The following is a 21951-nucleotide window of genomic DNA, read 5'->3' as shown; positions in this document are numbered from 1 at the left end:
GGCTGGGCGGGCAGCCGGTCGCGGCCCCACTCATAGCCCAGCAGAAGCACCGCCTGGGCAAGGTTCAGCGAGGGGAAATCCGGGTTCACCGGCACCGTCACGATGGCGTTGGCGCGGGCGACGTCGTCGTTTTCCAGCCCCGCCCGTTCCGGCCCGAAGACCAGCGCCACGCGGCCGCCGGCGGCCACGCGGGTGCGCGCGTCCTCCATCGCCGCCGCGGGGGTGTGGACGGGCTTGGTCAACTCGCGCCCACGGGCGGTGGTGGCATAGGCGTGGTCGATGTCGGTCATTGCCTCGGCCAGGGTCGGAAAGACCCGCGCCCGGTCCAGCACCCGCCCCGCCGCGCCCGAGGCCATCGCCACCGCCGCCGGGTTCGGCCAGCCATCGCGCGGCGCGACCAGCCGCAGGTCGGTCAGGCCGAAATTCAGCATCGCGCGGGCGGCCGCGCCGATGTTCTCGCCCATCTGCGGGCGCACGAGGATCACGACGGGTTGGGTCATGCCCAGCGCCTTAGCCGCCCCGGCGGAACCGGGCAAGTTCCGTCCGCCGCGAGCCCCCACGACGCGACAGCCGCCCGATCCGCACGGCACGTCTTTTGCCGCGCGCCCCGCTGCGCTATGGCGGTCCGATGACGAAAGGATCGCCCATGGACCAGCAGCCGCAGCTTTACCTGATCGCCCCCGCGATGATGGCCGCGTCGGAACTGGGGCCGCGGCTGATCTCGGTGCTGGATGCCCATCCGGTCGCCTGCCTGCGTCTGCCGGGCGCCGGCGACGAGGCGGAACTCGGCCGCATCGCTGACATCGCCCGCGACATCGCCCATGACCGCGACGTGGCGGTGGTGATCACCGACCATGTCGCGCTGGCGCAGCGCCACGGGCTGGACGGGGTACATCTGTCGCAGGGGTCCCGCGGCGTCCGCCATGCCCGCAAGGAACTGGGCGCCGATGCCATCGTCGGCGCCTATTGCGGCGCCTCGCGCCATGACGGGATGAACGCCGGCGAGGCGGGGGCGGACTATGTCAGCTTCGGCCCCTGCGGGACGACCGCGCTGGCGCATGGCGAACCCGCGCCGCTGGACCTCTTCCAGTGGTGGTCCGAGGTGATCGAGGTCCCCGTCGTCGCCGAAGGCGCGCTGGACGCGGCCCTGATCCGGGCGCTGTGGCCCCTGGCCGATTTCATCGCCATCGGCCCCGAAATCTGGTCCGCCAGCGACCCGGCCGAGGCGCTCTCGGCGCTGTGGCCCTGATCGGCGGTCCCTCGGGCGGTCGCAAATATCCCGGGGGTCCGGGGGCTGGCCCCCGATCCGGCGCCGCCCGCCGCAAACCGCCGCTTGCCGCCCCGCGCGCCGCGCGCTAAGCGCCGGGCATGACCCAGCATCAGCGCCTTCTCATCGTCGATTTCGGCTCTCAGGTGACGCAGCTCATCGCGCGCCGCCTGCGCGAGCTGAACATCTACTGCGAAATCCACCCGTACCAGACGCTCGACGACGACGTCCTGCGCCAGCTGGCGCCGCGCGCCGTGATCCTGTCGGGCGGCCCCGACAGCGTCACCCGCCCGGGCAGCCCGCGCGCGCCCCAGGCGCTGTTCGATCTGGGCGTGCCCGTCCTGGGCATCTGCTACGGCCAGCAGGTGATGATGGAGCAGCTGGGCGGCGCGGTCGAGGCCGGGCACCACGCAGAATACGGCCGCGCCTTCGTGACACCCGCCCCCGGCCACCGCGATGACGGCATCTTCGCGGGCCTGTTCCGCGACGGCCGCGAAGAGGTCTGGATGAGCCACGGCGACCGCGTCACCCGGCTCGCCCCGGGGTTTCAGGTCATCGGCACCTCGCCCAACGCGCCCTTCGCGATGATCGCCGACGAAGCGCGCGGCTTCTACGCCGTTCAGTTCCACCCCGAGGTGCACCACACCCCGAACGGCCGCACCATGCTGGAGAACTTCGTCCGCCTGGCCGGGTTCACCGGCGACTGGACGATGGCCGGCTATCGCGACGAGGCCGTGCGCCGGATCCGCGACCAGGTCGGCGACGGCCGCGTGCTGTGCGCGCTGTCGGGCGGGGTGGACAGCTCGGTCGCGGCGGCGCTGATCCACGAGGCGGTGGGCGACCGGCTCACCTGCGTCTTCGTCGATCACGGCCTGATGCGGCAGGGCGAGGCCGACGAGGTCGTGGCCATGTTCCGCGACCACATGAACCTGCACCTGATCCACGCCGAGGAAAGCGACCGCTTCCTGTCCGCGCTCGACGGCGTCAGCGACCCCGAGACCAAGCGCAAGACCATCGGCCGGCTGTTCATCGAGGTGTTCGAGGAAAAGGCCGCGCAGATCGGCGGGGCCGAGTTCCTGGCGCAGGGGACGCTGTATCCCGACGTCATCGAAAGCGTCAGCTTTACCGGCGGCCCCTCGGTCACCATCAAGAGCCACCACAATGTCGGCGGCCTGCCCGAGAAGATGGGCATGAAGCTGGTCGAGCCGCTGCGCGAACTGTTCAAGGATGAGGTCCGCGCCCTTGGCCGCGAACTCGGCCTGCCCGACAGCTTCATCGGCCGCCACCCCTTCCCCGGCCCCGGCCTCGCCATCCGCTGCCCGGGCGAGATCACCCGCGAGAAACTCGACATCCTGCGCAAGGCCGACGCGGTGTTCATCGACCAGATCCGCCGGCACGGGCTGTATGACGACATCTGGCAGGCCTTCGTGGCGATCCTGCCGGTCAAGACCGTGGGGGTGATGGGCGACGGGCGCACCTATGACTATGCCTGCGCGCTGCGCGCCGTGACCTCGGTCGACGGGATGACGGCGGATTACTACCCCTTCACCCACGACTTCCTGGGCGAGACCGCGACCCGGATCATCAACGAGGTCAAGGGGATCAACCGGGTCACCTACGACATCACCTCGAAGCCGCCCGGCACCATCGAGTGGGAGTGACCGGGCGCCGCTCCTCGGGTCGGATTGGCGGTTGGCAGCAGAATTGATCCGTCCCATGATGGGACGATCCGGCTGCCGTCTGCGTGAGAGTCCCTGCCCGATGCGTGTCGCTGCCCCGTTGCTTGCTGCCCTGGTCGCCCTGGCGCTTCCGTTTCAGGCCGGCGCGGTGAACGGCCGCGCGGCGCAGTGCGAAATCACCGTGCGCGGTGAGCGGATCGACGGCCCGTGCCGCTTTACCCCCCGCCAGCGCGGCAGCTTCGACGTCGCGATGATGGACGGCCGCGCAATGGGCGGGGCGATCAGCCTGGCGCTCGACATCACCGGCAGCGGGGTGGGCGAGGTGCGCAGCTTCTCGACCGCCGGGGTCCGGGCGCAATGGGGCAGCGTTCGCCGGCTGGACGAGGACGGCGCCTGCTGGCGCGGGGCCGACTTCACCATCTGCGTGCGGGCGGTGGGCGAGCCACCCGCCGCCGGCACGCCCCCCAGCCCCGCGGCCACGGCGCCCGAGCCGTCGGCCGCCGACCGGGCGCGCAGCTTCGGCGCCCGTTGCCACATGGGCGGCTGCGACTGGTACATCCAGGCGCCCGCGCGTGAAACCGGCCAGGGCAGCGACGCCGTTCCCGGCCGCCGCATCGAGGTCGACGAACGCACCGCGCGCAGCGAACATGCGGGCGACTATCCCGACCACGCGCCCCCCGGTCTCAGCTGGTCGCCCGAACGGCTCGAGCTGTTCTGTTCCACCGTGCGCCCCGCCTTCCGCGAGGCCAACGGCCGCTGGACCACCCTGCCCCTGCCCGAGATCTTCGGCGCCAGCGAGGGGATCAGCCTGCGCTATCTCAAGGCCTGCCACGCCGCAGTCGGCGACGATCCCTATGAGGCGGTCGCGGGGCTCGGCTATCGCGCCAGCCCCCAGGCCGGCCGCGACTTCCCCGACTTCGACGCGCTCGTCGCGCCCTGAAAGGACCGCCATGCCCCACGACCATCCCCCCGGCTGCGGCTGCGGCGCCCATCGGCCGCAAGCCGATCCCCATGCGCTGCGCGCTGGCGCGCAGGTGTCGCTGACCGGACAGCTCGTCTGCCGCGATCTGGCCGAGATGATGGTGGTGCTGAACCATGCCCCGGCCCATATCAACGCCAGCCGGGCCGAGCCGGGCTGCCGGATGTTCGACCTGCGCCAGACCGACGATCCGCTGGTCTTCGCCTTCGCCGAACTGTTCGTGGACGAGGCTGCCTATCGCGCCCACCAGGCCCGCACCCGCGCCAGCGACTGGGGCGCGGCCACCGCCGACATCGCCCGCGCGGCCCATGACCGCCGCGGCATGGCCCCGGCAGACTGACGGCGGCCGACCCGGCCGGGCGACCCGAGACGAGAGAGAGGCAAGATGGCCCAGGGCAGCATCCATATCGGCGTCGGCGGCTGGACCTATGAGCCGTGGGACGACAGCTTCTACCCCGCCAACCTGAAGAAGAAGGACCAGCTGTCCTATGCCGCGTCCAAGCTGACCGCGATCGAGATCAACGGCACCTTCTATCGCACCCAGACCCCCAAAACCTTTGCCGCCTGGCGCGACGCGGCGCCCGCGGGGTTCCTCTTTGCCGTCAAGGCCGTGCGCTATGCGGTGAACCGCAAGCTGCTGGCCGAGGCGGGCGACTCGATCGACCGCTTCATGGCCAGCGGCCTCGACCAGCTGGGCGACCGGCTCGGCCCGATCCTGTGGCAGCTCGCCCCCACCAAGCGCCACGACCCCGAGGATTTCGCGGCCTTCCTTAACCTGCTGCCGCCCCGCGTGGGCGATCTGCCCCTGCGCCACGCGGTGGAGCTGCGCCACCCGTCATTCGCCTGCGCCGAGGTGGTCGAGGCCGCCCGCGCCCGCAACGTGGCCATCGTGCTGGCCGGGGACAGCGACTATCCGATGATCGCCGACCAGACCGCCGATTTCAGTTATCTGCGGATCATGGGCACGACCGAGCGGCCCAAGGCCGGCTATGCTCCCAGGGCGCTGGACCTGTGGGCCGCCCGCGCCAAGGCGCTGGCCGCGGGCCGGCAGCCCGAGGGGCTGGACCCGATCGCCGCGCCGCTGGCGGATGGCACGCCGCGCGATGTGTTCCTTTTCGTGATCTCGGGGCACAAGGCGGCCAACCCGGCCGCCGCGCAGGAACTGATCGCGCGCCTGTCCTGATCCAGGCGCCCTAGCCCGCCGGCGGGTTCGGCGTGTCCGGCAGGCGCACGCGCACGCGTTTGATGCGGCGGGCGTCGGCGTCGATGACCTCGAACTGCACGCCGCTGTCGTCTGTGATGATCTCGCCGCGCTGGGGCACGTGGCCGGCCAGCATGAACAGCAGGCCGCCCAGCGTGTCGATTTCCTCTTCATAGACGCCAGAAACCAGCTTGACGCCGATTTCGGCCTCGACCGCGCCGATCGGGGTCCGGGCCAGCACCAGCCACTGGCCGGGGCGTTCGCGGACCCAACTGCCTTCCTCGGACTCGTCGTGTTCGTCGTCGATGGCGCCGATCACCTGCTCGACCAGGTCCTCGAGCGTCACCAGCCCGTCCACCCCGCCGTATTCGTCGATCACCAGCGCCATGTGGATGCGTTTCTGCTGCATCTGCTGCAGCAGCGCCCCGATCGGCATCGAGCCGGGGACATACAGCAGCGGCCGCAGCAGCGGGCGCAGCGCAAAGCGCGGCGGCGCCCCCTTGGCGGCAAAGCCGTGCTTCATCGCCAGGTCCTTGAACAGCACAAGCCCCAGCGGCTGATCCAGATCGCCGCGATAGACCGGAACGCGGGAATAACCGTGCTCGCGGAACACCTCGACCAGCTCCGGCAGGCCCACGGTGACCGGGACCGCGACGATGTCGGCCTTGGTCACCGCCACGTCGTCCACGGTCTTGCGGCGCAGGTTCAGGATCGAGGGCGCGGCGGCCGAGGTCGCAGCCTCCATCATCGAATCGGGCGGATCGTCGCCATCGCCGCCGTTCTGGCCCGGGCTGAAGCTTTTCAGCAGCCGGCCCAGGAACCCGCGTGACTGCGGCAGGTCGCGCCCCTCGCCGCCGATGCCGTCCGCCCAGCCGGCCGGCGCGGCTTCATCGGGGCCGATGGCAGGGTCGGGAACGGTATCGAAGGCCGTCCCGGGACTTCGCGGCTCGTTGGTCTGGTCGTTCATGGGAATTCAGGTCTCGCGGTAAGGGTCGGGGATGCCGAGGCCGGCCAGGATAGAACGCTCGGCGTCTTCCATGGTTGCGGCGTCGGCGTCCGCTTCGTGGTCATAGCCGGCCAAGTGCAGGATCGCATGGACGATCAGATGGGTGACGTGATCGGCAAAGGGCTTGCCCTGGCCCGCGGCCTCGACGGCGCAGGTGTCGTAGCTGATCGCGATATCGCCCAGCTCGTCCCCGGGCGGCAGCGCCGGCACCGCGCCGGCGGCGCGTGGCGCGGGTTCGGACGAGGGCCAGCTCAGCACGTTGGTGGGTCTGGCCTTGCCGCGGAAATGGTCATTCAGCTGCGCGATTCGGGCATCGTCGCAGCCCATGACGACGATTTCCACGCTGTCGATGCCCAGATGCGCGGTCGTCGCGCGGGCGGCGCGCTCGGCCATGCCCTGCAGGTCGACGTCCAGCCAGCGTTCGTCCTCGATCACCAGATCGACGGGCGAGTACGGCTCGACCGCCGGCGCGTCGCGAGGCTCGTTCATCCCTGCGCGCCCTCGCCCGGCGCGCGGCGCCACGGATCGCGGCGGGGCGGATAGCTGCCATAGCCGCCGGCGGGCTGGTCCTGGTCGCCCCGCGCCGCTGCGGCCTCGTCATCGGCGTCATAGGCATGGATGATCTTGGCGACCAGCGGGTGGCGCACCACGTCCGAGGCGGTGAAGTAGCTGAAGGAAATCCCCGGCACGCCCTTGAGGATGCGCTCGGCGTCGCGCAGCCCCGACTGCACCCCGCGCGGCAGGTCGACCTGCGTCCGGTCGCCGGTGATGACCATGCGCGAGCCTTCGCCCAGGCGGGTCAGGAACATCTTCATCTGCATCGAGGTGGCGTTCTGCGCCTCGTCCAGCACCACGAAGGCGTTGGCCAGCGTCCGCCCGCGCATGAAAGCCAGCGGCGCGATCTCGATCCGCTTTTCCTCGATCAGCTTGGCCATCTGCTTGGCGGGCAGAAAGTCGTTCAGCGCGTCATACAGCGGCTGCATGTAGGGATCGACCTTCTCCTTCATGTCGCCGGGCAGGAAGCCAAGACGCTCGCCCGCCTCGACGGCGGGGCGGGACAGGATGATCTTGTCGACATGGCCGCCGATCAGCATGGTCACGCCGACGGCGACGGCGAGATAGGTCTTGCCGGTTCCCGCCGGGCCGATGCCGAAGGCCAGTTCGTTGGCGAACAGGTTGCGGACATAGTCCTTCTGCGCCTCGGTCCGCGGCTCGACGGTCTTCTTGCGGGTGCGCAGCTCGATCGGGCCCTTCTGGAACATCTCGAGCTGTTCGGCCGGCGACAGCCCGGCATTCTCGGGTTCCGTCCCCATCCGCAGCGCGGCCTCGACCTCGGCCATCTCGACGGGCTTGCCCTGTTCCAGCCGGGCATAAAGCCCGCGCAGGATCTGGGCGGCATCGGCCTGCGCCTCGGCGGGGCCGACGACCGCCAGAAGGTTGCCGCGGCGCAGGACATGCACGCCGAGCGCCTGTTCGACGCGGGCCAAGTGGCGGTCATGCGGGCCGCACAGGTCGATCAGCAGCCGGTTGCCGGGGAATTCCAGCAGGGTTTCGCCGGTCATGGCGGGGCTGGCGGCGGCGGAGGTCGGGGTCAGACCCACAGGGGCGGCTTCCTCATCGGTGGTTCGGGTTCCATCTTGCAAGCGAGGCGGACATTGGCAAGTCCGCTGCGGCATGCCGGGGCAACGCCCGTGGGGCCGGACCGTTCCGTGGCCTCAGGCCAGCGGCCGGCCCTCGACGAAACCGCGCAGTTCGGGGTCGTCGGCGCTGTCCATCGCCGCCACGTCGCCCTGCCAGATCAGCCGGCCGCGGGCCAGCATCGCGACCCGGTCGGCGATGCTGCGCACGCTGGTCATGTCGTGGGTGATGGTCACCGCCGTGGCGCCGGTTTCGTCCACGATGCCGCGGATCAGCGCGTTGATGCTGGCCGCGCGCTGCGGGTCCAGTCCCGTGGTCGGCTCGTCGAAGAAGATCACCCGCGGGTCGGCGGCGATGGCGCGGGCCAGCGCCACGCGCTTGCGCATGCCCCCCGACAGTTCGGAGGGCATCCGGTCGGCGACCTCGGGGCCAAGGCCGACGCGGGCCAGCCGGTCCAGGGCGCGGGCGCGCGCCTCGGCCCGCGGCAGCGACGTCATCAGCCGGAACGCCACGTTACGCCAGACCGGCAGGCTGTCGAACAGCGCCGCGTTCTGGAACAGCATCCCGAAATCGCGCATGAAGTCCGCCCGGACCTGCGGCGTGGCCGGCTGCCCGCCCAGCAGGATCGCGCCGCCATCCGGGCGTTCGAGCCCCAGGATCGACCGCAGCAGCACCGACTTGCCGGCGCCCGACCCGCCGATGATGACCAGGCTTTCGCCCCGCACTACCGACAGGTCGACCCCGTCGAGCACGCGGGCGGCGCCAAAGCCCTTGGTCAGCCCGCGAACCTCGATCACGGGAGCGCCGTGCCCGTTCATGTGAAGAACAGCCCGGTGAGGACGAAATTCGCGGCCAGGATCGCGACCGAGGCCGCGACCACGGCGTTGGTGGTGGCCCGGCCCACGCCCTCGGCGCCGCGCCCGGCGCGCATCCCGAACCAGCAGCCGGCCAGCGCCACGATGGCGCCGAAGGCCGCGCCCTTGATCAGCCCCGACACCACGTCCCAGCTTTCCAGATAGGCCCAGCTGCTCGACAGATAGCCCTGCGACGTGAAGCCCAGCGTCGTCGTCCCGACCAGCCAGCCGCCCATGATGCCGATGACGTCGCCCACGCCGACCAGCACCGGCACGGCCAGGATCGCCGCCCACAGCCGCGGGGTGACCAACCAGCCCATCGGGTCGGTGGACAGCGTCACCAGCGCATCGATCTGTTCCGTCACCCGCATCGATCCGATCTCGGCCGCGATCGACGAGGCGACCCGCGCCGCGACCATCAGCCCGCCCAGCACCGGCCCAAGCTCGCGCACCATGCCGATGGCGACGATGGCCGGGACCACGTCCCCGGCCTGGAATCGCTCGCCGCCCGCGTTGATCTGCAAGGCAAGCGCAGCGCCGGTGAACAGCGAGGTCAGCCCCACCACCGGCAGCGACAGCCAGCCGATGCGCAGCAGCTGCTCGGCCAGCAGTCGCGGCTGAAAGCCCGGCGCGGCCAGTCCGCGGGCGGCGAAGATCGCCACCGCGCCGACCCCGCGGACCAGCTCCAGCGTGGCCCGGCCGATCGCGCGGACAGGGTTCATTCCGCCGCGCGCCAGTCGCGCGGATAGCGCGGACCCAGCGAGGTCAGGATCTCGTAGCCGATGGTCCCGGCCCTGGCGGCGAGGTCATCGACGGTCTGGCGGGCGTTGAGGATCTCCAGCGCCGCCGGCACGTCGGGCAGGTCGGTCACGTCCACGGTGATGAGGTCCATCGACACCCGCCCGACGATGGGCGCGCTGCGGTCGCCCGCCCAAAGCGGCACCGACTTGCCCGACAGCGCCCGCAGCAGCCCGTCGGCATAGCCCGCCGCCACCGTGGCGATGCGCGAGGGCCGCGCGGCGGTCCATGTGCAGCCATAGCCCACCGCCTCGCCCGCCGCGACCGAGCGGGTCTGGATCACCTCGAGCGCCAGCGTCACCACCGGGCGCGCCTCGGCAAAGGGATCACCGCCATACAGGCCGATGCCCGGCCGGGTCACGTCGAAGTGATAATCCGCCCCCAGCAGGATGCCGCCGGTCGCCGACAGCGACAGCGGCGCGGTCACCCCCATCGCCATCTCGCGGAACGCGGCCAGTTGGGCGGCATTGGCCGGGTGGCCGGGCTCGTCGGCGCACATCAGGTGCGACATGACCAGCGCCGGCCCCTGCCCGGCGGCGGTGCGCGCCGACAGCGCCTCGGCCCGGATCGCGGCCCACTCGGCCGGTTCCATCCCCAGACGGTTCATACCGCTGTCCAGCTGGATCGCAAAGCCGCCGCGCGGGCGCAGGGCGCGGTCGCGGAAGAACTGTTCGGCGCTGTTCAGCACCGGGATCAGCCCGGTCAGGTCTTGCCCCGGCATGAGCCCGGACAGCACGAAGATGCTGGCATCGTCGCCCAGCAGCGGCCGGATCGCGCGGCCCTCGGCGGCCAGCGCGACGAAGAAATGCCGCGCTCCCGCGGCGTACAGCGCCGGGGCCACGCGCGCCGCGCCCAGACCATAGGCGTCGGCCTTGACCACGGCGCCGGGCCGGGCGCCCGGGGCGCGGGCGGCAAGCGCCTTCCAGTTCGCCGCGATGGCGGCCAGATCGATCGTCAGTCCCATGCGCCGGGGATGGCCCCGCCCCGCGGCGCCGTCAAGCCTGCGCGGCGCCGCGGGGACGGGTTTAACCGGTTTCCAATTTCCACGCGCGGTCGCCGTGTCATTTTGCAAACTTTCCCCTTTCCGCTTTGCGCCGCCGCGCACCGCGCATATTGTCCCCGCCAACATCGACGGAGGGCGGCATGAGGGACATCGCGGGACAGCTCGAAGCAAGGCGCGGCGAGGCGCGGCTGGGCGGCGGACAGCGGCGCATCGATGCGCAGCACGCGCGCGGCAAGCTGACGGCGCGCGAGCGGCTGGACATCCTGCTGGACGAGGGTTCCTTCGAGGAATTCGACATGTTCGTCCGCCACCGCTCGACCGATTTCGGGATGGAGGCCGACCGGCCCTATGGCGACGGCGTCATCACCGGCTGGGGCACGATCAACGGCCGCATGGTCTATGTGTTCAGCCAGGACTTCACCGTCTTCGGCGGCTCGCTGTCGGAAACCCACGCGCAGAAGATCTGCAAGATCATGGACATGGCGATGCAGAACGGCGCGCCGGTGATCGGGCTGAACGATTCCGGCGGTGCCCGCATTCAGGAGGGCGTGGCGAGCCTGGCCGGCTATGCCGAGGTCTTCCAGCGCAACATCATGGCCTCGGGCGTGATCCCGCAGATCAGCGTCATCATGGGCCCCTGCGCGGGCGGGGCGGTCTATTCGCCGGCGATGACCGACTTCATCTTCATGGTGAAGGACACGTCCTACATGTTCGTGACCGGGCCGGACGTGGTCAAGACGGTGACCAACGAGGTGGTGACCGCCGAACAGCTGGGCGGCGCGTCGACCCATACCCGCAAATCCTCGGTCGCCGACGGGGCGTTCGAAAACGACGTCGAGACGCTGACCGAGATCCGCCGGCTGTTCGATTTCCTGCCGCTGTCGAACCGCGACAAGGCGCCGACGCGGCCGTTCTTCGACGACCCGGCGCGGATCGAAGACAGCCTGGACACGCTGATCCCCGACAACCCCAACCAGCCCTATGACATGAAGGAGCTGATCACCAAGGTTGCCGACGAGGGTGATTTCTACGAGATCCAGCAGGATTTCGCCGGCAACATCCTGATCGGCTTCATCCGGATCGAGGGCCAGACGGTCGGCGTGGTGGCCAACCAGCCGATGGTGCTGGCCGGCGTGCTGGACATCGATTCCAGCCGCAAGGCCGCGCGCTTCGTGCGGTTCTGCGACGCCTTCAACATCCCGATCCTGACCCTGGTCGACGTCCCCGGCTTCCTGCCCGGCACGGCGCAGGAATATGGCGGGGTGATCAAGCACGGCGCCAAACTGCTGTTCGCCTATGGTGAGGCGACGGTGCCCAAGGTCACGGTGATTACCCGCAAGGCCTATGGCGGCGCCTATGACGTCATGGCGTCCAAGCACCTGCGGGGCGATTTCAACTATGCCTGGCCCACCGCCGAGATCGCGGTGATGGGCGCCAAGGGCGCGGTCGAGATCCTGTATCGCAGCGAACTGGGCGACGCCGACAAGATCGCGCATCGCACCAAGGATTACGAGGACCGCTTCGCCAATCCCTTCGTGGCCGCCGAGAAGGGCTTCATCGACGAGGTGATCCAGCCGCACGGCACCCGCCGCCGGGTGGCCCGCGCCTTCGCCTCGCTGCGCGGCAAGCAGCTGAGCAACCCCTGGAAGAAACACGACAACATCCCGCTTTGACCGCCCGTCCCGCATGACCGACGAAAGCCCTTGATCGCGATGTCCGCAGCGCTTCTGTTCGCCTCGACGGCGGCCGGCATGGCCGCCGAGCCGGCCCCCACGCCCGTGGCGGTGCCGTCGGGGGCCGAGGTCTGGCTGCAAGAGGAACTGTCGGACCGCGTGCCGGGCATGGGGCTGGTGCAGCGATATCGCTTCGTCATGCCGACGCTGGCGGAACTCGTCCCGCCGGTCGAGCCGGGCGATTTCGCCGACGAACTGCCGCCCGAGATGTTCGACGACGCCGAGGGCCCGGGCGATACCGCACAGCTCAGCCCGGCCGAGCAGGCGGAACTGGACGCGGCGCTGGGCGGGCTGTCGGTCGAGGGGGTGCCGGATGGCGATCCGGCTGCGGACGGCATCTCGATCCAGCCGGCGCTGCCCGGCGATGGCGGGGTGATCGACGCGCCGTTGCCGTCGGAACTGGCAGCCCCCGACGCCACCCTGCCCGGCGAGACCGCGGGCGCCGAGGAAAGCGGCGACCTGGCCGCCATCGCCGGCGACGCGGGCGACCCCGCTTTGCCCGCCGCGCCCGACATCCTGATGCAGGACCCGGTCCATCGCGACATCGTCTGGCTGTGCGAGAACTTTGCCCTGCCCCGGCTGGCGAAACAGGCGCCGCGGCCGGCGCAGGTGGTGATCTCGATGGCGTCCGCGCCGAGCCCGTTCGGCAGCTTCGATCCCGCGATCGTCCAGCTGTTCGAGGGCTTCTCGATCCCCGCCGACCGCGACGCCTGCGTGTGGGAGCCGATGTGATGGCCGCTGTCTCGACCCTGCCCCGTGATGATGCAAGCCTGCCACATGCGGCTGCCGCCCTGTCCGGGCCGGGCTGTCCGGCGTCCGCCGCTGCGGCTAGCATGACGCATCCGCCGCATGTTGCGGCGCGATCGAGCAGTCGGGGCACTCAACCCCCGCATCACAGGAGCATCCCATGTCGAAGAAACTCGTTCTTCTGCTGGTCGCGACCGGCGTTCTCGCCGCGTGCCAGCCGCAACCCACCACCACCGTTGTGCAGCCGGCCGTCGTCGCGCCCGAGCCCGTCTTCCAGGGCAAGTACGGCGCCAACTGACGCCATCCGGCGCGGGCTGACCGGCCCGCGCCATCCCGCCGCCGCGCCCAGCCTGCGGGGCGCGCCATGCTGAAGCATCGCGGCTTTCCCGGACGCCTGCCGTCTACCGACCACCAGTTCACCATCCGCCGCGCCAACCCCAAGGGCGCAACCAAGCTGGCCCCGCGCGAACGCTATCGCGACCGCTCGGCCGGCGATCGCCGCGCCGATGCGGCATTCCTCGCAGCGCTGATCGAGCATTTCGGGGATGAGCCGTTCGAGCGCGGCAACCTGGACGCCGGCCGGCTGTCCTGGCTTCTGGGGCGCGAGGTGGTCGCCGTCGGCAAGCTCGACCCGACCAGCTATGAGCAGTTGCTGCGCGTCGATCTGAAGCGCGCCGAGGCGGGGTTCCCCGAACTGTTCGCCACCGACTCCCCCCCGGATTTCGGCTGGAACGACTGGGACGACGACGAGGGGGACGACGAATGACCCGTCGCCCGCTGTCACCGCCCGCCCTCGCGTCCTGTCTTCTGCCATGCGGGTTCTTGCCGTTCGCACAGCCTTCACCTGCTTGTCAGTTTGACGCGGCGGCGCGCCGTGGCATATTCTGCTGGAACTCCAAACCGGCCCGGAAAAGGGCCCATTGTACAGGCAGATCACCATGTCGAACTCTTTCATCCTCCGCCTCGCGGGCGTCGCTGTGCTGGCCGCCGGCGTTTCGGCCTGCGCGCCGGGCTATCAGACCGGCCTCTCGGCCGACACCCAGCGCGCCGCGGGCGGTGCTGTCGCCGGGGCCGTCGTGGCCAAGGCGCTTGACGAGAACATCGCCACCGGCGCGCTCATCGGCGGTGCGGCCGGCGCGCTTTGCGACGACGCGGGCGTCTGCGCCCAGTAAACTTTTCGCCAATGATCCCGCCCGACCCGGAACCCGGGCGCAGGGCGGGGCATTGCAGGCCCATCCGGCGGTCAGCCGGCCTCATTCCACCGGATTCGGCGCTGCCAGAAAGATAGATCCATGTCCAAGACCCTCGTGCTTCTCACCGCTGCCGCTGCCCTGCTGGCCGGTTGCACCCAGAACATCCAGCCGACCGAAATGGACCGCGCGCTCATCGGTGCGGGCGCCGGCGCCGTCATCGCCGACATCTCGGGCAAATCCGTGGCCAAGGGCGCCGCGATCGGTGCTGCCGGCGGCGCGCTGTGCGACGACGTGCGGCTCTGCCAGTAACGACCTGATCCGCGCGCCCCGCGGCGCGCGCCCGACCTGCCATCCCGCCGCTTCGGTCTGATCGACCGGGGCGGCTTTTCGTTTGTCACGCGCCATCCCAGGAACCGCCATGTTCAAGAAGATCCTCATCGCCAACCGCGGCGAAATCGCCTGCCGAGTCATCAAGACCGCGAAAAAGATGGGGATCGCGACCGTCGCCGTCTATTCCGACGCCGACCGCAACGCGCTGCATGTCAAGATGGCCGACGAGGCCGTCCATATCGGCCCGCCGCCCGCCAACCAGTCCTATATCGTGATCGACAAGATCATGCAGGCGATCCGCGAGACCGGCGCCGAGGCGGTCCACCCCGGCTATGGGTTCCTGTCGGAAAACATGAAGTTCGCCGAGGCGCTCGAGAAAGAGGGGGTGGCGTTCATCGGCCCGCCCTCGGGCGCGATCGAGGCGATGGGCGACAAGATCACCTCGAAGAAGATCGCGCAGGAGGCCGGGGTGTCGACGGTTCCGGGCTACATGGGCCTGATCGCCGACGCCGAAGAGGCGGTGAAGATCTCGACCCAGATCGGCTATCCGGTGATGATCAAGGCCAGCGCCGGCGGCGGCGGCAAGGGGATGCGCATCGCCTGGACCGACCAGGAGGCGCGCGAGGGCTTTGAATCCTCGAAGAACGAGGCCGCCAACAGCTTTGGCGACGACCGCATCTTCATCGAGAAGTTCGTGACCACCCCGCGCCACATCGAAATCCAGGTGCTGGCCGACACCCACGGCAACTGCGTCTATCTGCACGAACGCGAATGCTCGATCCAGCGCCGCAACCAGAAGGTCATCGAAGAGGCGCCCTCGCCCTTCCTCGACGCCGCCACCCGCAAGGCGATGGGGGAACAGGCCTGCGCGCTGGCCAAGGCCGTGGGCTATGCCTCGGCCGGCACGGTCGAGTTCATCGTCGACGCGAACAAGAACTTCTACTTCCTTGAAATGAATACGCGTCTGCAGGTCGAACACCCGGTGACCGAGCTGATCACCGGCGTTGATCTGGTCGAACAGATGATCCGCGTCGCGGCGGGCGAGCCGCTGCCCTTCACCCAGGACGACCTGACGATCAACGGCTGGGCGATCGAAAGCCGGCTGTATGCCGAGGATCCGTACCGCAACTTCCTGCCCTCGATCGGCCGGCTGACCCGCTATCGCCCGCCGGTGGAAACCGCCGCCGGCCCGCTGGCGGACGCGGACAAGTGGGTGCCGGCGCATCCGGGCGACCAGCCCCCGGTCGCGGCGACCGGCGTGCGTAACGACACCGGCGTCTATGAGGGCGGCGAGATCAGCATGTTCTATGACCCGATGATCGCCAAGCTGTGCACCTGGGCGCCGACCCGCGACCAGGCGATCGCCGCGATGCGGTCGGCGCTGGACGATTTCGAGGTCGAGGGCATCGGCCACAACCTGCCCTTCCTGTCGGCGGTGATGGACCACCCCAAGTTCGTCTCGGGCGACATCTCGACCGCCTTCATCGCCGAGGAATACCCCGAGGGCTTCCAGGGCGCGACACTGGACGAGGCCGAGCTTGAGCGCGTCGCCGCCGCCGCCGCCGCGATGCACCGCGTGGCCGAGATCCGCCGCACCCAGATCACCGGCCGTCTGGACAACCACGAACGCCGCGTGGGGGAAAATTGGGTCGTGACGCTGGACGGGCGCGAATTCCCGGTGCGGGTGCAGGCCGACAAGGGCGGCTCGACCGTGCAGGTGAACGGCCGGGCGCTGCGGGTGGAATCGGACTGGCGGCCGGGGCAGTCGCTGGGGCGTCTGACCGTGGACGGCGCGCCGCTGACGCTCAAGGTCGACCGCATTGCGGCGGGCCTGCGCCTGCGCACCCGCGGCGCGGACATCAAGGCCTATGTCCGCCGCCCGCGGACCGCCGAACTGGCGCGGCTGATGCCCGAGAAGGCGGCCCCCGACACCTCGAAGTTCCTGCTGTGCCCGATGCCGGGACTGGTGGTCCGGATCAACGTCGCCGCCGGCGACGAGGTGCAGGAGGGCCAGGCGCTGGCCACCGTCGAGGCGATGAAGATGGAAAACATCCTGCGCGCCGAGCGCAAGGGCGTGGTCAAGTCGGTCAACGCCGAGGCCGGCCAGAGCCTGCGCGTGGATGACGTGATCATGGAGTTCGAGTGAGCTTCGCCACCACCCTGTCCGACGCCCGTGTCGTCGCCGCCATGATCGGCGGCGCGGTGGTGGCGGGCGGCTGGGTGGTGACGCATCTGCTGAGCGCGGCGCGGGATCGGGCCGCGCGGGCCGAGCGGGTCCGCGACGTGCAGGGCGCGCTTTATGCCGAGATCCGGGTCCATGTCGCCACGCTCAAGGGGCAGAGCCTGCCCGTCTATGGCGCCGAGATGGAGGCGATGATCCTCAAGGCTGACGGCTTCTTCCCGGTAATCCCGACCGAACAGAACGACCGGCTGTTCGGCGCCATCGTGGAGAACATCCACGTCCTGCCGTTCCGCGTCGTCGATCCGGTGGTGCAATATTACAACCAGCTCGCCACCATCGGCACAATGATCGCCGACCTGCGGGCGCTGGACCTGGCCCGCGTCGGGCCGCAGCGGGCGGCGCGGATGTATCGCCATTACATCGAGATGAAGATCGAGGCGATCGACCTGGGCGAGGAAGCGATGGCGTTCCTTCTCGCCCATCTCACCGGAGGCAATGCGGCGGTCGCGGAGCTGAGCGATTCGCGACAAAAAACCCGCCTTGCGGAAACCAAGGCGGGCGTCACGGCGTGGATTCAGACCGAAAGGTCGCGGCTCAGCGCGGCGAATATCCCGGCATCGGGCCGGTCCGGCCAGTGATGGGGCGCGGGTTGTAGGATGTCGTGCTCATTTCGGACCTCCTGTCGGACGTCGTTGTCCTTCGGACAGAATATAGACCGCGCGGCGCCGCATTTCAATCCTCAGGGCGCAACACCCATGCGCCCGGTCTCTTGCCGGCGCAACGGGAACTTGTCGATGGCGCGGACGATCTCGCGCACGTCCCAGGGGCTGGGCTTGCGCTGTTTCACCTGGCCGTCCTTGTCGATCACGATCAGCGAGAACCCGTTGGGTTTCAGCCGCTGCCGCCAGATGCTGGCGTCGGCCGGGTCGCTGTCGGCGATCACCACCACGTCGCGGTCGATCAGCGGCCCGGCCTGGGTTTCCAGCGCCACCATCTGCGCGGTGAAGGCGGGATCGGCCGGGGTATCGGCAAAGACCACCACCGCGCGTCGGCGGAACAGCAATTCCTCGGGCGTGACCTCGGTCGCCAGCAGGTATTCCAGATGCGTGGCCGGCGTGTCGCGCCGCACCACCGTCGGCGCACCGGCGGCGCCCTCGTGCCCCGGCCGGGCCGGGGCGGCGCGCTCGACCTGCACGGGCGCGGGCGGCGGAGCCGATCCGCCCATCGCCGCCGCCTGCCCCGCCACCATCGCCAGCACGACCGCCGCGCCTGTCACCAGAAACCTGTTCATGCATCGGAATATAGCGACCGTGGTCGCATCGGAAAGGACCCAGCCATGACCCAAGCCAATCTCGACCAGTGGCGCGCGCTTGCCAGCAAGGAGCTGAAGGGCGCCGATCCCGACAGCCTGAACTGGGACACGCTGGAAGGCATCACCGTCAAGCCGCTGTATACCGAGGCCGACACCGCGGACCTGCCGCACATGGGCAGCCTCCCGGGGATGGAGCCCTTCACCCGCGGCCCCCGGGCGACGATGTATGCCGGCCGGCCGTGGACGATCCGGCAATATGCGGGGTTTTCCACCGCCGAGGAATCGAACGCCTTCTACCGCCGCAACCTCGCCGCCGGGCAGCAGGGCGTCTCGGTCGCCTTCGACCTCGCCACCCACCGCGGCTATGACAGCGACCACCCGCGGGTCGAGGGCGACGTGGGCAAGGCCGGCGTCGCCATCGACAGCGTCGAGGACATGAAGATCCTGTTCGACGGCATCCCGCTGGACAAGGTGTCGGTCTCGATGACCATGAACGGCGCGGTGATCCCGATCCTCGCCAACTTCATCGTCGCGGGCGCGGAACAGGGCGTGCCCCGCGCCGCGCTGTCCGGGACCATCCAGAACGACATCCTCAAGGAGTTCATGGTCCGCAACACCTACATCTACCCGCCCGAGCCCTCGATGCGGATCATCGCCGACATCATCGGCTACACCGCGGCCGAGATGCCGAAGTTCAACTCGATCTCGATCTCGGGCTACCACATGCAGGAGGCCGGGGCGAACCTGGTGCAGGAGCTCGCCTATACCCTGGCCGACGGGCGCGAATATGTCCGCGCCGCGATCGCCGCGGGCATGGACGTGGACGCCTTTGCCGGGCGACTGTCGTTCTTCTTCGCCATCGGCATGAACTTCTTCATGGAGATCGCCAAGCTGCGCGCCGCCCGCCTGCTGTGGCACCGGATCATGACCGAGTTCGGCGCCAAGAAGCAGTCGAGCCTGATGCTGCGCACCCACTGCCAGACCTCGGGCGTCAGCCTGACCGAGCTCGACCCCTACAACAACGTGATCCGCACCGCCTACGAGGCGATGAGCGCGGCGCTCGGCGGCACGCAGTCGCTGCACACCAACGCGCTGGACGAGGCGATCGCGCTGCCCACCGACTTCTCGGCCCGCATCGCCCGCAACACCCAACTGATCCTGCAGGAAGAAACCGGGATCACCCATGTCGTCGATCCGCTGGCCGGGTCGTATTATATCGAATCGCTGACCGCGCAGCTGGCCGACAAGGCCTGGGCAATCATCGAGGAGATCGAGGAGATGGGCGGCATGACCAAGGCCGTCGCCACCGGCCAGCCAAAGCTGCGGATCGAGGAGACCGCCGCCCGCCGGCAAGCCATGATCGACCGCGGCGACGAGGTGATCGTGGGGGTCAACAAGTACCGCAAGGCCAAGGAAGACCCGATCGACATCCTCGACATCGACAACATGAAGGTGCGGGCGTCGCAGATCGCGCGACTCGAGACCATCCGCGCCACCCGCGACCAGGCCGCCTGCGACGCGGCGCTGGCCGAGGTCGAGCGGCGCGCCCGCGAGGGCGGGAACCTGCTGGAAGCGGCGGTCGAGGCGGCCCGCGCGCGGGCCAGCGTGGGCGAGATCAGCATGGCGATGGAGAACGTCTTCGGTCGCCACCGGGCGGAGGTAAAGACATTGGCCGGAGTTTACGGTGCCGCCTATGAGGGCGACGAGGACTTTGCCCAGATCCAGAAGGACGTCGAGGCTTTCGCCGAGGCCGAGGGCCGCCGCCCCCGGATGATGGTCGTCAAGATGGGTCAGGACGGCCACGACCGCGGCGCCAAGGTGATCGCCACCGCCTTCGCCGATATCGGCTTCGACGTCGACGTGGGCCCGCTGTTCCAGACCCCCGAGGAAGCCGCCCAGGACGCCATCGACAACGACGTCCACATCGTCGGCATCTCGAGCCAGGCCGCGGGCCACAAGACGCTGGCGCCCAAGCTGATCGAGGCGCTGAGGGCGCAGGGGGCCGAGGACATCATCGTGATCTGCGGCGGCGTGATCCCGCAGCAGGACTACGCCTTCCTGCGCGACGCGGGCGTCGCCGCGATCTTCGGCCCGGGCACCAACATTCCGGCGGCGGCCCGCGAGATCATGGAGATCGTGCGCGGCAAACGGGCGGCGTGATGCTGACGGCGCACCTTCCCTCGGGCTATGTTCTCGGCCGCGCTGCTGGGTGGCGCGGTTCGTTGCTGGCCGCGGCGGTGGTCGGTGCGGTCACGCCCGACCTCGACATGATCCGATTTCACCTGCTGGATCACGGACAGGTTCATCATCACCGCTACTGGACCCACATCCCGGCGGTCTGGCTTGCGATCGGCGTGGCATCCCTTGCGTTACCGCCGGCGTTTCGCCGCCTCGCGGCCGCGTTCCTGGCCGGCGTGGCCCTGCATCTGATCCTGGACAGCATCGGCGGAGACATCCTTTGGGGATGGCCGGTAACGGACCGCTTCTTCAGCCTTGTCACGGTGCCGGCCCGCCACGGCCACTGGATTGCCAATTATCTGCTGCACTGGACCTTCATGTTCGAGCTTCTAATCTGGGGTGCGGCGCTGTTTCTGTTCGTCCGGCATCGTACCGCTCCGAAAACCAGCACCTCCTGATTGAACGAACGACTGGGCCGCCACGCGGCCACCACCTTGCCCCTTCCCCCACCCCATGCCACCACTCCGCCCATGACCGCGGACGCCAAACAGATCATCTGCATCAAATGGGGCACCAAGTTCGGGCCCGAATACGTCAACCGCCTGCGGGGGATGATCGCGCGCAACATCACGCCGCCGTTCCGGCTGGTCTGTTTCACCGACGACGGCGCGGGGCTTCATCCAGACATCGCCGTGCGGCCGCTGCCCGACTTCGACTACACCGCGCCCACGAACACGCTGGGGAAATGGCCCAAGTCGCGGCTGTGGGGGGATCTGGGCGATATCACCGGGACGGTGCTGTTTCTCGACCTCGACGTGGTGATCGTCGGCAATCTGGACGATTTCTTCACCTTCGGCGACCCGGACGACACGGTGCTGGCCACCAACCCCCAGTCGGTCAAGCCGTTCGAGAAGCTGGGGCAGACCTCGGTCTACCGGATGCGCGTCGGCAAGCTCGCGCCGCTGCAGGACATCTTCCGCGCCGATCCGCAGGCCATCGCCGACGAATACCGGTTCGAGCAGCGCTTCGTCACCCGCCGCGCGCCGGGCGGGGTCAGGTTCTGGCCCAAGGGCTGGGTCGTGCATTTCCGCAGCCATTGCGTGCCCGCCTGGCCGCTGCGCTACTGGCAGGCGCCGCGGATTCCTGCGGGCGCGCGCATCGTGATCTTTGCCGGCAGCCTCAACCCCCCCGACGCCATCGCCGGACGGTGGAGCGAGGAGGACACCCCCCGCGCCCCCGCCGACCACCTGCGCGCCGCCTTCGACGGGCGGCGGCGCGAGGGGCTGTCGCGGCACCTGCGCCACTATCTGAAACCCACCGACTGGGTCGCCCGGCTATGGCGAGAATAGACGGCGATCCCGCCCCGTGGCACGAACTGCCCCCGCCGCTGGCCGCGCAGCTGGGGCTGACCATTGCCAGCTTCGGGCATCTCGAGGACATGCTGAAACGCGCCATCTTCGCGCTGGACCGCGACCGGCTGTCGGGGGCGATCCGCGAACACGACTTTCGGCAATGGCTGCGGCGGATGGACCACGTCGCGGCCGATTCTCTCGGCACGCTCATCGACCGGCTGGACCGGACGCTGCTCCGCGAGGGCCGGGGCGATCCGGACCTGTCGGCCGACCTGGACGAGATCAAGACCTGGCGCAACCTGCTGTGCCACGCCACCTGGCAACCCGAGGGGACGGTGTGGAAGCCGCTTTTCGTCAACACCCGCGGCGAGGTGCATGACCGCACGATGGACGAAACCGACCTGGCCGCGATCCGCGCCATGACTCTGGATGCCGCCAACCGCGCCCGCCGGATCATCGAGTCGCTCGACGATGACGGCAACGGCGTGGCAGAGTGAGA

The 21951-nt window shown here is 69.6% G+C and carries 25 protein-coding genes; 17 read left to right on the top strand and 8 right to left on the bottom strand.

Going from position 1 to position 21951, the window contains the following annotated elements:
• Window positions 1-500, bottom strand: a 500-nt coding sequence (locus IC63_RS03750) for an RNA methyltransferase (protein WP_036717009.1), incomplete at its 3' end; no start/stop codon positions are given.
• 146 nt (window positions 501-646) lie between these two features.
• Here IC63_RS03750 and IC63_RS03745 point away from each other — a divergent pair.
• The 5 genes from IC63_RS03745 (at window position 647) to IC63_RS03725 (ending at window position 5108) form a co-directional block, all read left to right on the top strand.
• Window positions 647-1249, top strand: coding sequence for a thiamine phosphate synthase (locus tag IC63_RS03745; RefSeq protein ID WP_036717007.1), 603 nt, complete (start codon window positions 647-649; stop codon window positions 1247-1249).
• A 119-nt stretch (window positions 1250-1368) separates the two neighbouring features.
• Window positions 1369-2928 (top strand): glutamine-hydrolyzing GMP synthase, encoded by a 1560-nt coding sequence (gene guaA, locus IC63_RS03740; RefSeq protein WP_036717005.1) that lies wholly within the window; start codon window positions 1369-1371, stop codon window positions 2926-2928.
• Window positions 2929-3028: 100 nt separating this feature from the next.
• Complete coding sequence (locus IC63_RS03735; RefSeq protein WP_156965336.1) at window positions 3029-3886, top strand: hypothetical protein; 858 nt, start codon at window positions 3029-3031, stop codon at window positions 3884-3886.
• Window positions 3887-3896: 10 nt separating this feature from the next.
• On the top strand, window positions 3897-4265 hold the full coding sequence (locus tag IC63_RS03730) for a putative quinol monooxygenase (protein WP_156965335.1): 369 nt from the start codon (window positions 3897-3899) through the stop codon (window positions 4263-4265).
• 45 nt (window positions 4266-4310) lie between these two features.
• Window positions 4311-5108, top strand: coding sequence for a DUF72 domain-containing protein (locus IC63_RS03725; RefSeq protein WP_036717002.1), 798 nt, complete (start codon window positions 4311-4313; stop codon window positions 5106-5108).
• 10 nt (window positions 5109-5118) lie between these two features.
• Here IC63_RS03725 and IC63_RS03720 read toward each other — a convergent pair whose 3' ends face one another.
• From IC63_RS03720 to alr, 6 genes are all read right to left on the bottom strand, one after another.
• On the bottom strand, window positions 5119-6093 hold the full coding sequence (locus tag IC63_RS03720) for a hemolysin family protein (RefSeq protein WP_084115446.1): 975 nt from the start codon (window positions 6091-6093) through the stop codon (window positions 5119-5121).
• Between the two features lie 6 nt (window positions 6094-6099).
• The gene (gene ybeY, locus IC63_RS03715; RefSeq protein ID WP_052041849.1) at window positions 6100-6621 is read right to left on the bottom strand and encodes an rRNA maturation RNase YbeY; all 522 of its coding nucleotides are present in this window, start codon (window positions 6619-6621) and stop codon (window positions 6100-6102) included.
• Window positions 6618-7694, bottom strand: coding sequence for a PhoH family protein (locus tag IC63_RS03710; protein WP_084115456.1), 1077 nt, complete (start codon window positions 7692-7694; stop codon window positions 6618-6620). The genes ybeY and IC63_RS03710 overlap by 4 nt, the downstream gene beginning before the upstream one ends.
• A gap of 153 nt (window positions 7695-7847) precedes the next feature.
• Window positions 7848-8567 carry an ABC transporter ATP-binding protein gene (locus IC63_RS03705; RefSeq protein WP_036717041.1) on the bottom strand — a complete coding sequence of 240 codons (720 nt, stop codon included), beginning with the start codon at window positions 8565-8567 and terminating at the stop codon, window positions 7848-7850.
• A gap of 17 nt (window positions 8568-8584) precedes the next feature.
• Window positions 8585-9346 carry an MlaE family ABC transporter permease gene (locus IC63_RS03700; RefSeq protein WP_036716999.1) on the bottom strand — a complete coding sequence of 254 codons (762 nt, stop codon included), beginning with the start codon at window positions 9344-9346 and terminating at the stop codon, window positions 8585-8587.
• Window positions 9343-10386, bottom strand: a complete 1044-nt coding sequence (gene alr, locus IC63_RS03695; protein WP_036716997.1) for an alanine racemase — start codon at window positions 10384-10386, stop codon at window positions 9343-9345. The genes IC63_RS03700 and alr overlap by 4 nt, the downstream gene beginning before the upstream one ends.
• Before the next feature lie 179 nt (window positions 10387-10565).
• Here alr and IC63_RS03690 point away from each other — a divergent pair, with 179 nt between their 5' ends.
• The 8 genes from IC63_RS03690 (at window position 10566) to IC63_RS03660 (ending at window position 17248) form a co-directional block, all read left to right on the top strand.
• A complete protein-coding gene (locus IC63_RS03690) occupies window positions 10566-12098 on the top strand; it encodes an acyl-CoA carboxylase subunit beta (RefSeq protein ID WP_036716995.1) in 1533 nt (510 codons plus the stop codon).
• Window positions 12099-12137: 39 nt separating this feature from the next.
• Window positions 12138-12890: a DUF6497 family protein gene (locus IC63_RS03685; RefSeq protein WP_036717039.1), complete on the top strand. Its 753-nt coding sequence runs from the start codon at window positions 12138-12140 to the stop codon at window positions 12888-12890.
• 175 nt (window positions 12891-13065) lie between these two features.
• Window positions 13066-13203 carry a hypothetical protein gene (locus IC63_RS18380; RefSeq protein WP_198026237.1) on the top strand — a complete coding sequence of 46 codons (138 nt, stop codon included), beginning with the start codon at window positions 13066-13068 and terminating at the stop codon, window positions 13201-13203.
• Between the two features lie 66 nt (window positions 13204-13269).
• Entirely contained in the window at window positions 13270-13671 is a 402-nt protein-coding gene (locus IC63_RS03680) for a hypothetical protein (RefSeq protein ID WP_036716993.1), read from the top strand.
• 172 nt (window positions 13672-13843) lie between these two features.
• The gene (locus IC63_RS03675) at window positions 13844-14077 is read left to right on the top strand and encodes a hypothetical protein (RefSeq protein ID WP_036716992.1); all 234 of its coding nucleotides are present in this window, start codon (window positions 13844-13846) and stop codon (window positions 14075-14077) included.
• Between the two features lie 120 nt (window positions 14078-14197).
• Entirely contained in the window at window positions 14198-14407 is a 210-nt protein-coding gene (locus IC63_RS03670) for a YMGG-like glycine zipper-containing protein (protein ID WP_036716991.1), read from the top strand.
• Window positions 14408-14516: 109 nt separating this feature from the next.
• On the top strand, window positions 14517-16574 hold the full coding sequence (locus tag IC63_RS03665) for an acetyl-CoA carboxylase biotin carboxylase subunit (RefSeq protein ID WP_036716989.1): 2058 nt from the start codon (window positions 14517-14519) through the stop codon (window positions 16572-16574).
• Window positions 16571-17248 carry a hypothetical protein gene (locus IC63_RS03660; protein WP_036716988.1) on the top strand — a complete coding sequence of 226 codons (678 nt, stop codon included), beginning with the start codon at window positions 16571-16573 and terminating at the stop codon, window positions 17246-17248. The genes IC63_RS03665 and IC63_RS03660 overlap by 4 nt, the downstream gene beginning before the upstream one ends.
• Window positions 17249-17349: 101 nt before the next feature.
• Here the strand turns inward: IC63_RS03660 and IC63_RS16845 are convergent, their stop codons facing one another.
• Window positions 17350-17901 carry a DUF4174 domain-containing protein gene (locus IC63_RS16845; RefSeq protein ID WP_052041847.1) on the bottom strand — a complete coding sequence of 184 codons (552 nt, stop codon included), beginning with the start codon at window positions 17899-17901 and terminating at the stop codon, window positions 17350-17352.
• A 45-nt stretch (window positions 17902-17946) separates the two neighbouring features.
• Here IC63_RS16845 and scpA point away from each other — a divergent pair, with 45 nt between their 5' ends.
• The 4 genes from scpA to IC63_RS03635 all read left to right on the top strand — a co-directional run bounded on the left by scpA (window position 17947) and on the right by IC63_RS03635 (window position 21949).
• The gene (gene scpA, locus IC63_RS03650) at window positions 17947-20082 is read left to right on the top strand and encodes a methylmalonyl-CoA mutase (protein ID WP_036716986.1); all 2136 of its coding nucleotides are present in this window, start codon (window positions 17947-17949) and stop codon (window positions 20080-20082) included.
• On the top strand, window positions 20082-20558 hold the full coding sequence (locus IC63_RS03645; protein WP_036716985.1) for a metal-dependent hydrolase: 477 nt from the start codon (window positions 20082-20084) through the stop codon (window positions 20556-20558). The genes scpA and IC63_RS03645 overlap by 1 nt, the downstream gene beginning before the upstream one ends.
• 72 nt (window positions 20559-20630) lie before the next feature.
• Window positions 20631-21449, top strand: coding sequence for a hypothetical protein (locus IC63_RS03640; protein ID WP_036716983.1), 819 nt, complete (start codon window positions 20631-20633; stop codon window positions 21447-21449).
• Complete coding sequence (locus tag IC63_RS03635; protein ID WP_036716981.1) at window positions 21437-21949, top strand: hypothetical protein; 513 nt, start codon at window positions 21437-21439, stop codon at window positions 21947-21949. Before IC63_RS03640 ends, IC63_RS03635 begins: the two co-directional genes overlap by 13 nt.
• Window positions 21950-21951 lie beyond the last annotated feature (2 nt).

It is taken from the genome of Paracoccus sphaerophysae (assembly GCF_000763805.1).
In the GTDB taxonomy this organism is placed as follows: domain Bacteria; phylum Pseudomonadota; class Alphaproteobacteria; order Rhodobacterales; family Rhodobacteraceae; genus Paracoccus; species Paracoccus sphaerophysae.
Note: the sequence above shows the minus strand (reverse complement) of the source record. Positions and strands in the feature narration are given on the sequence as shown.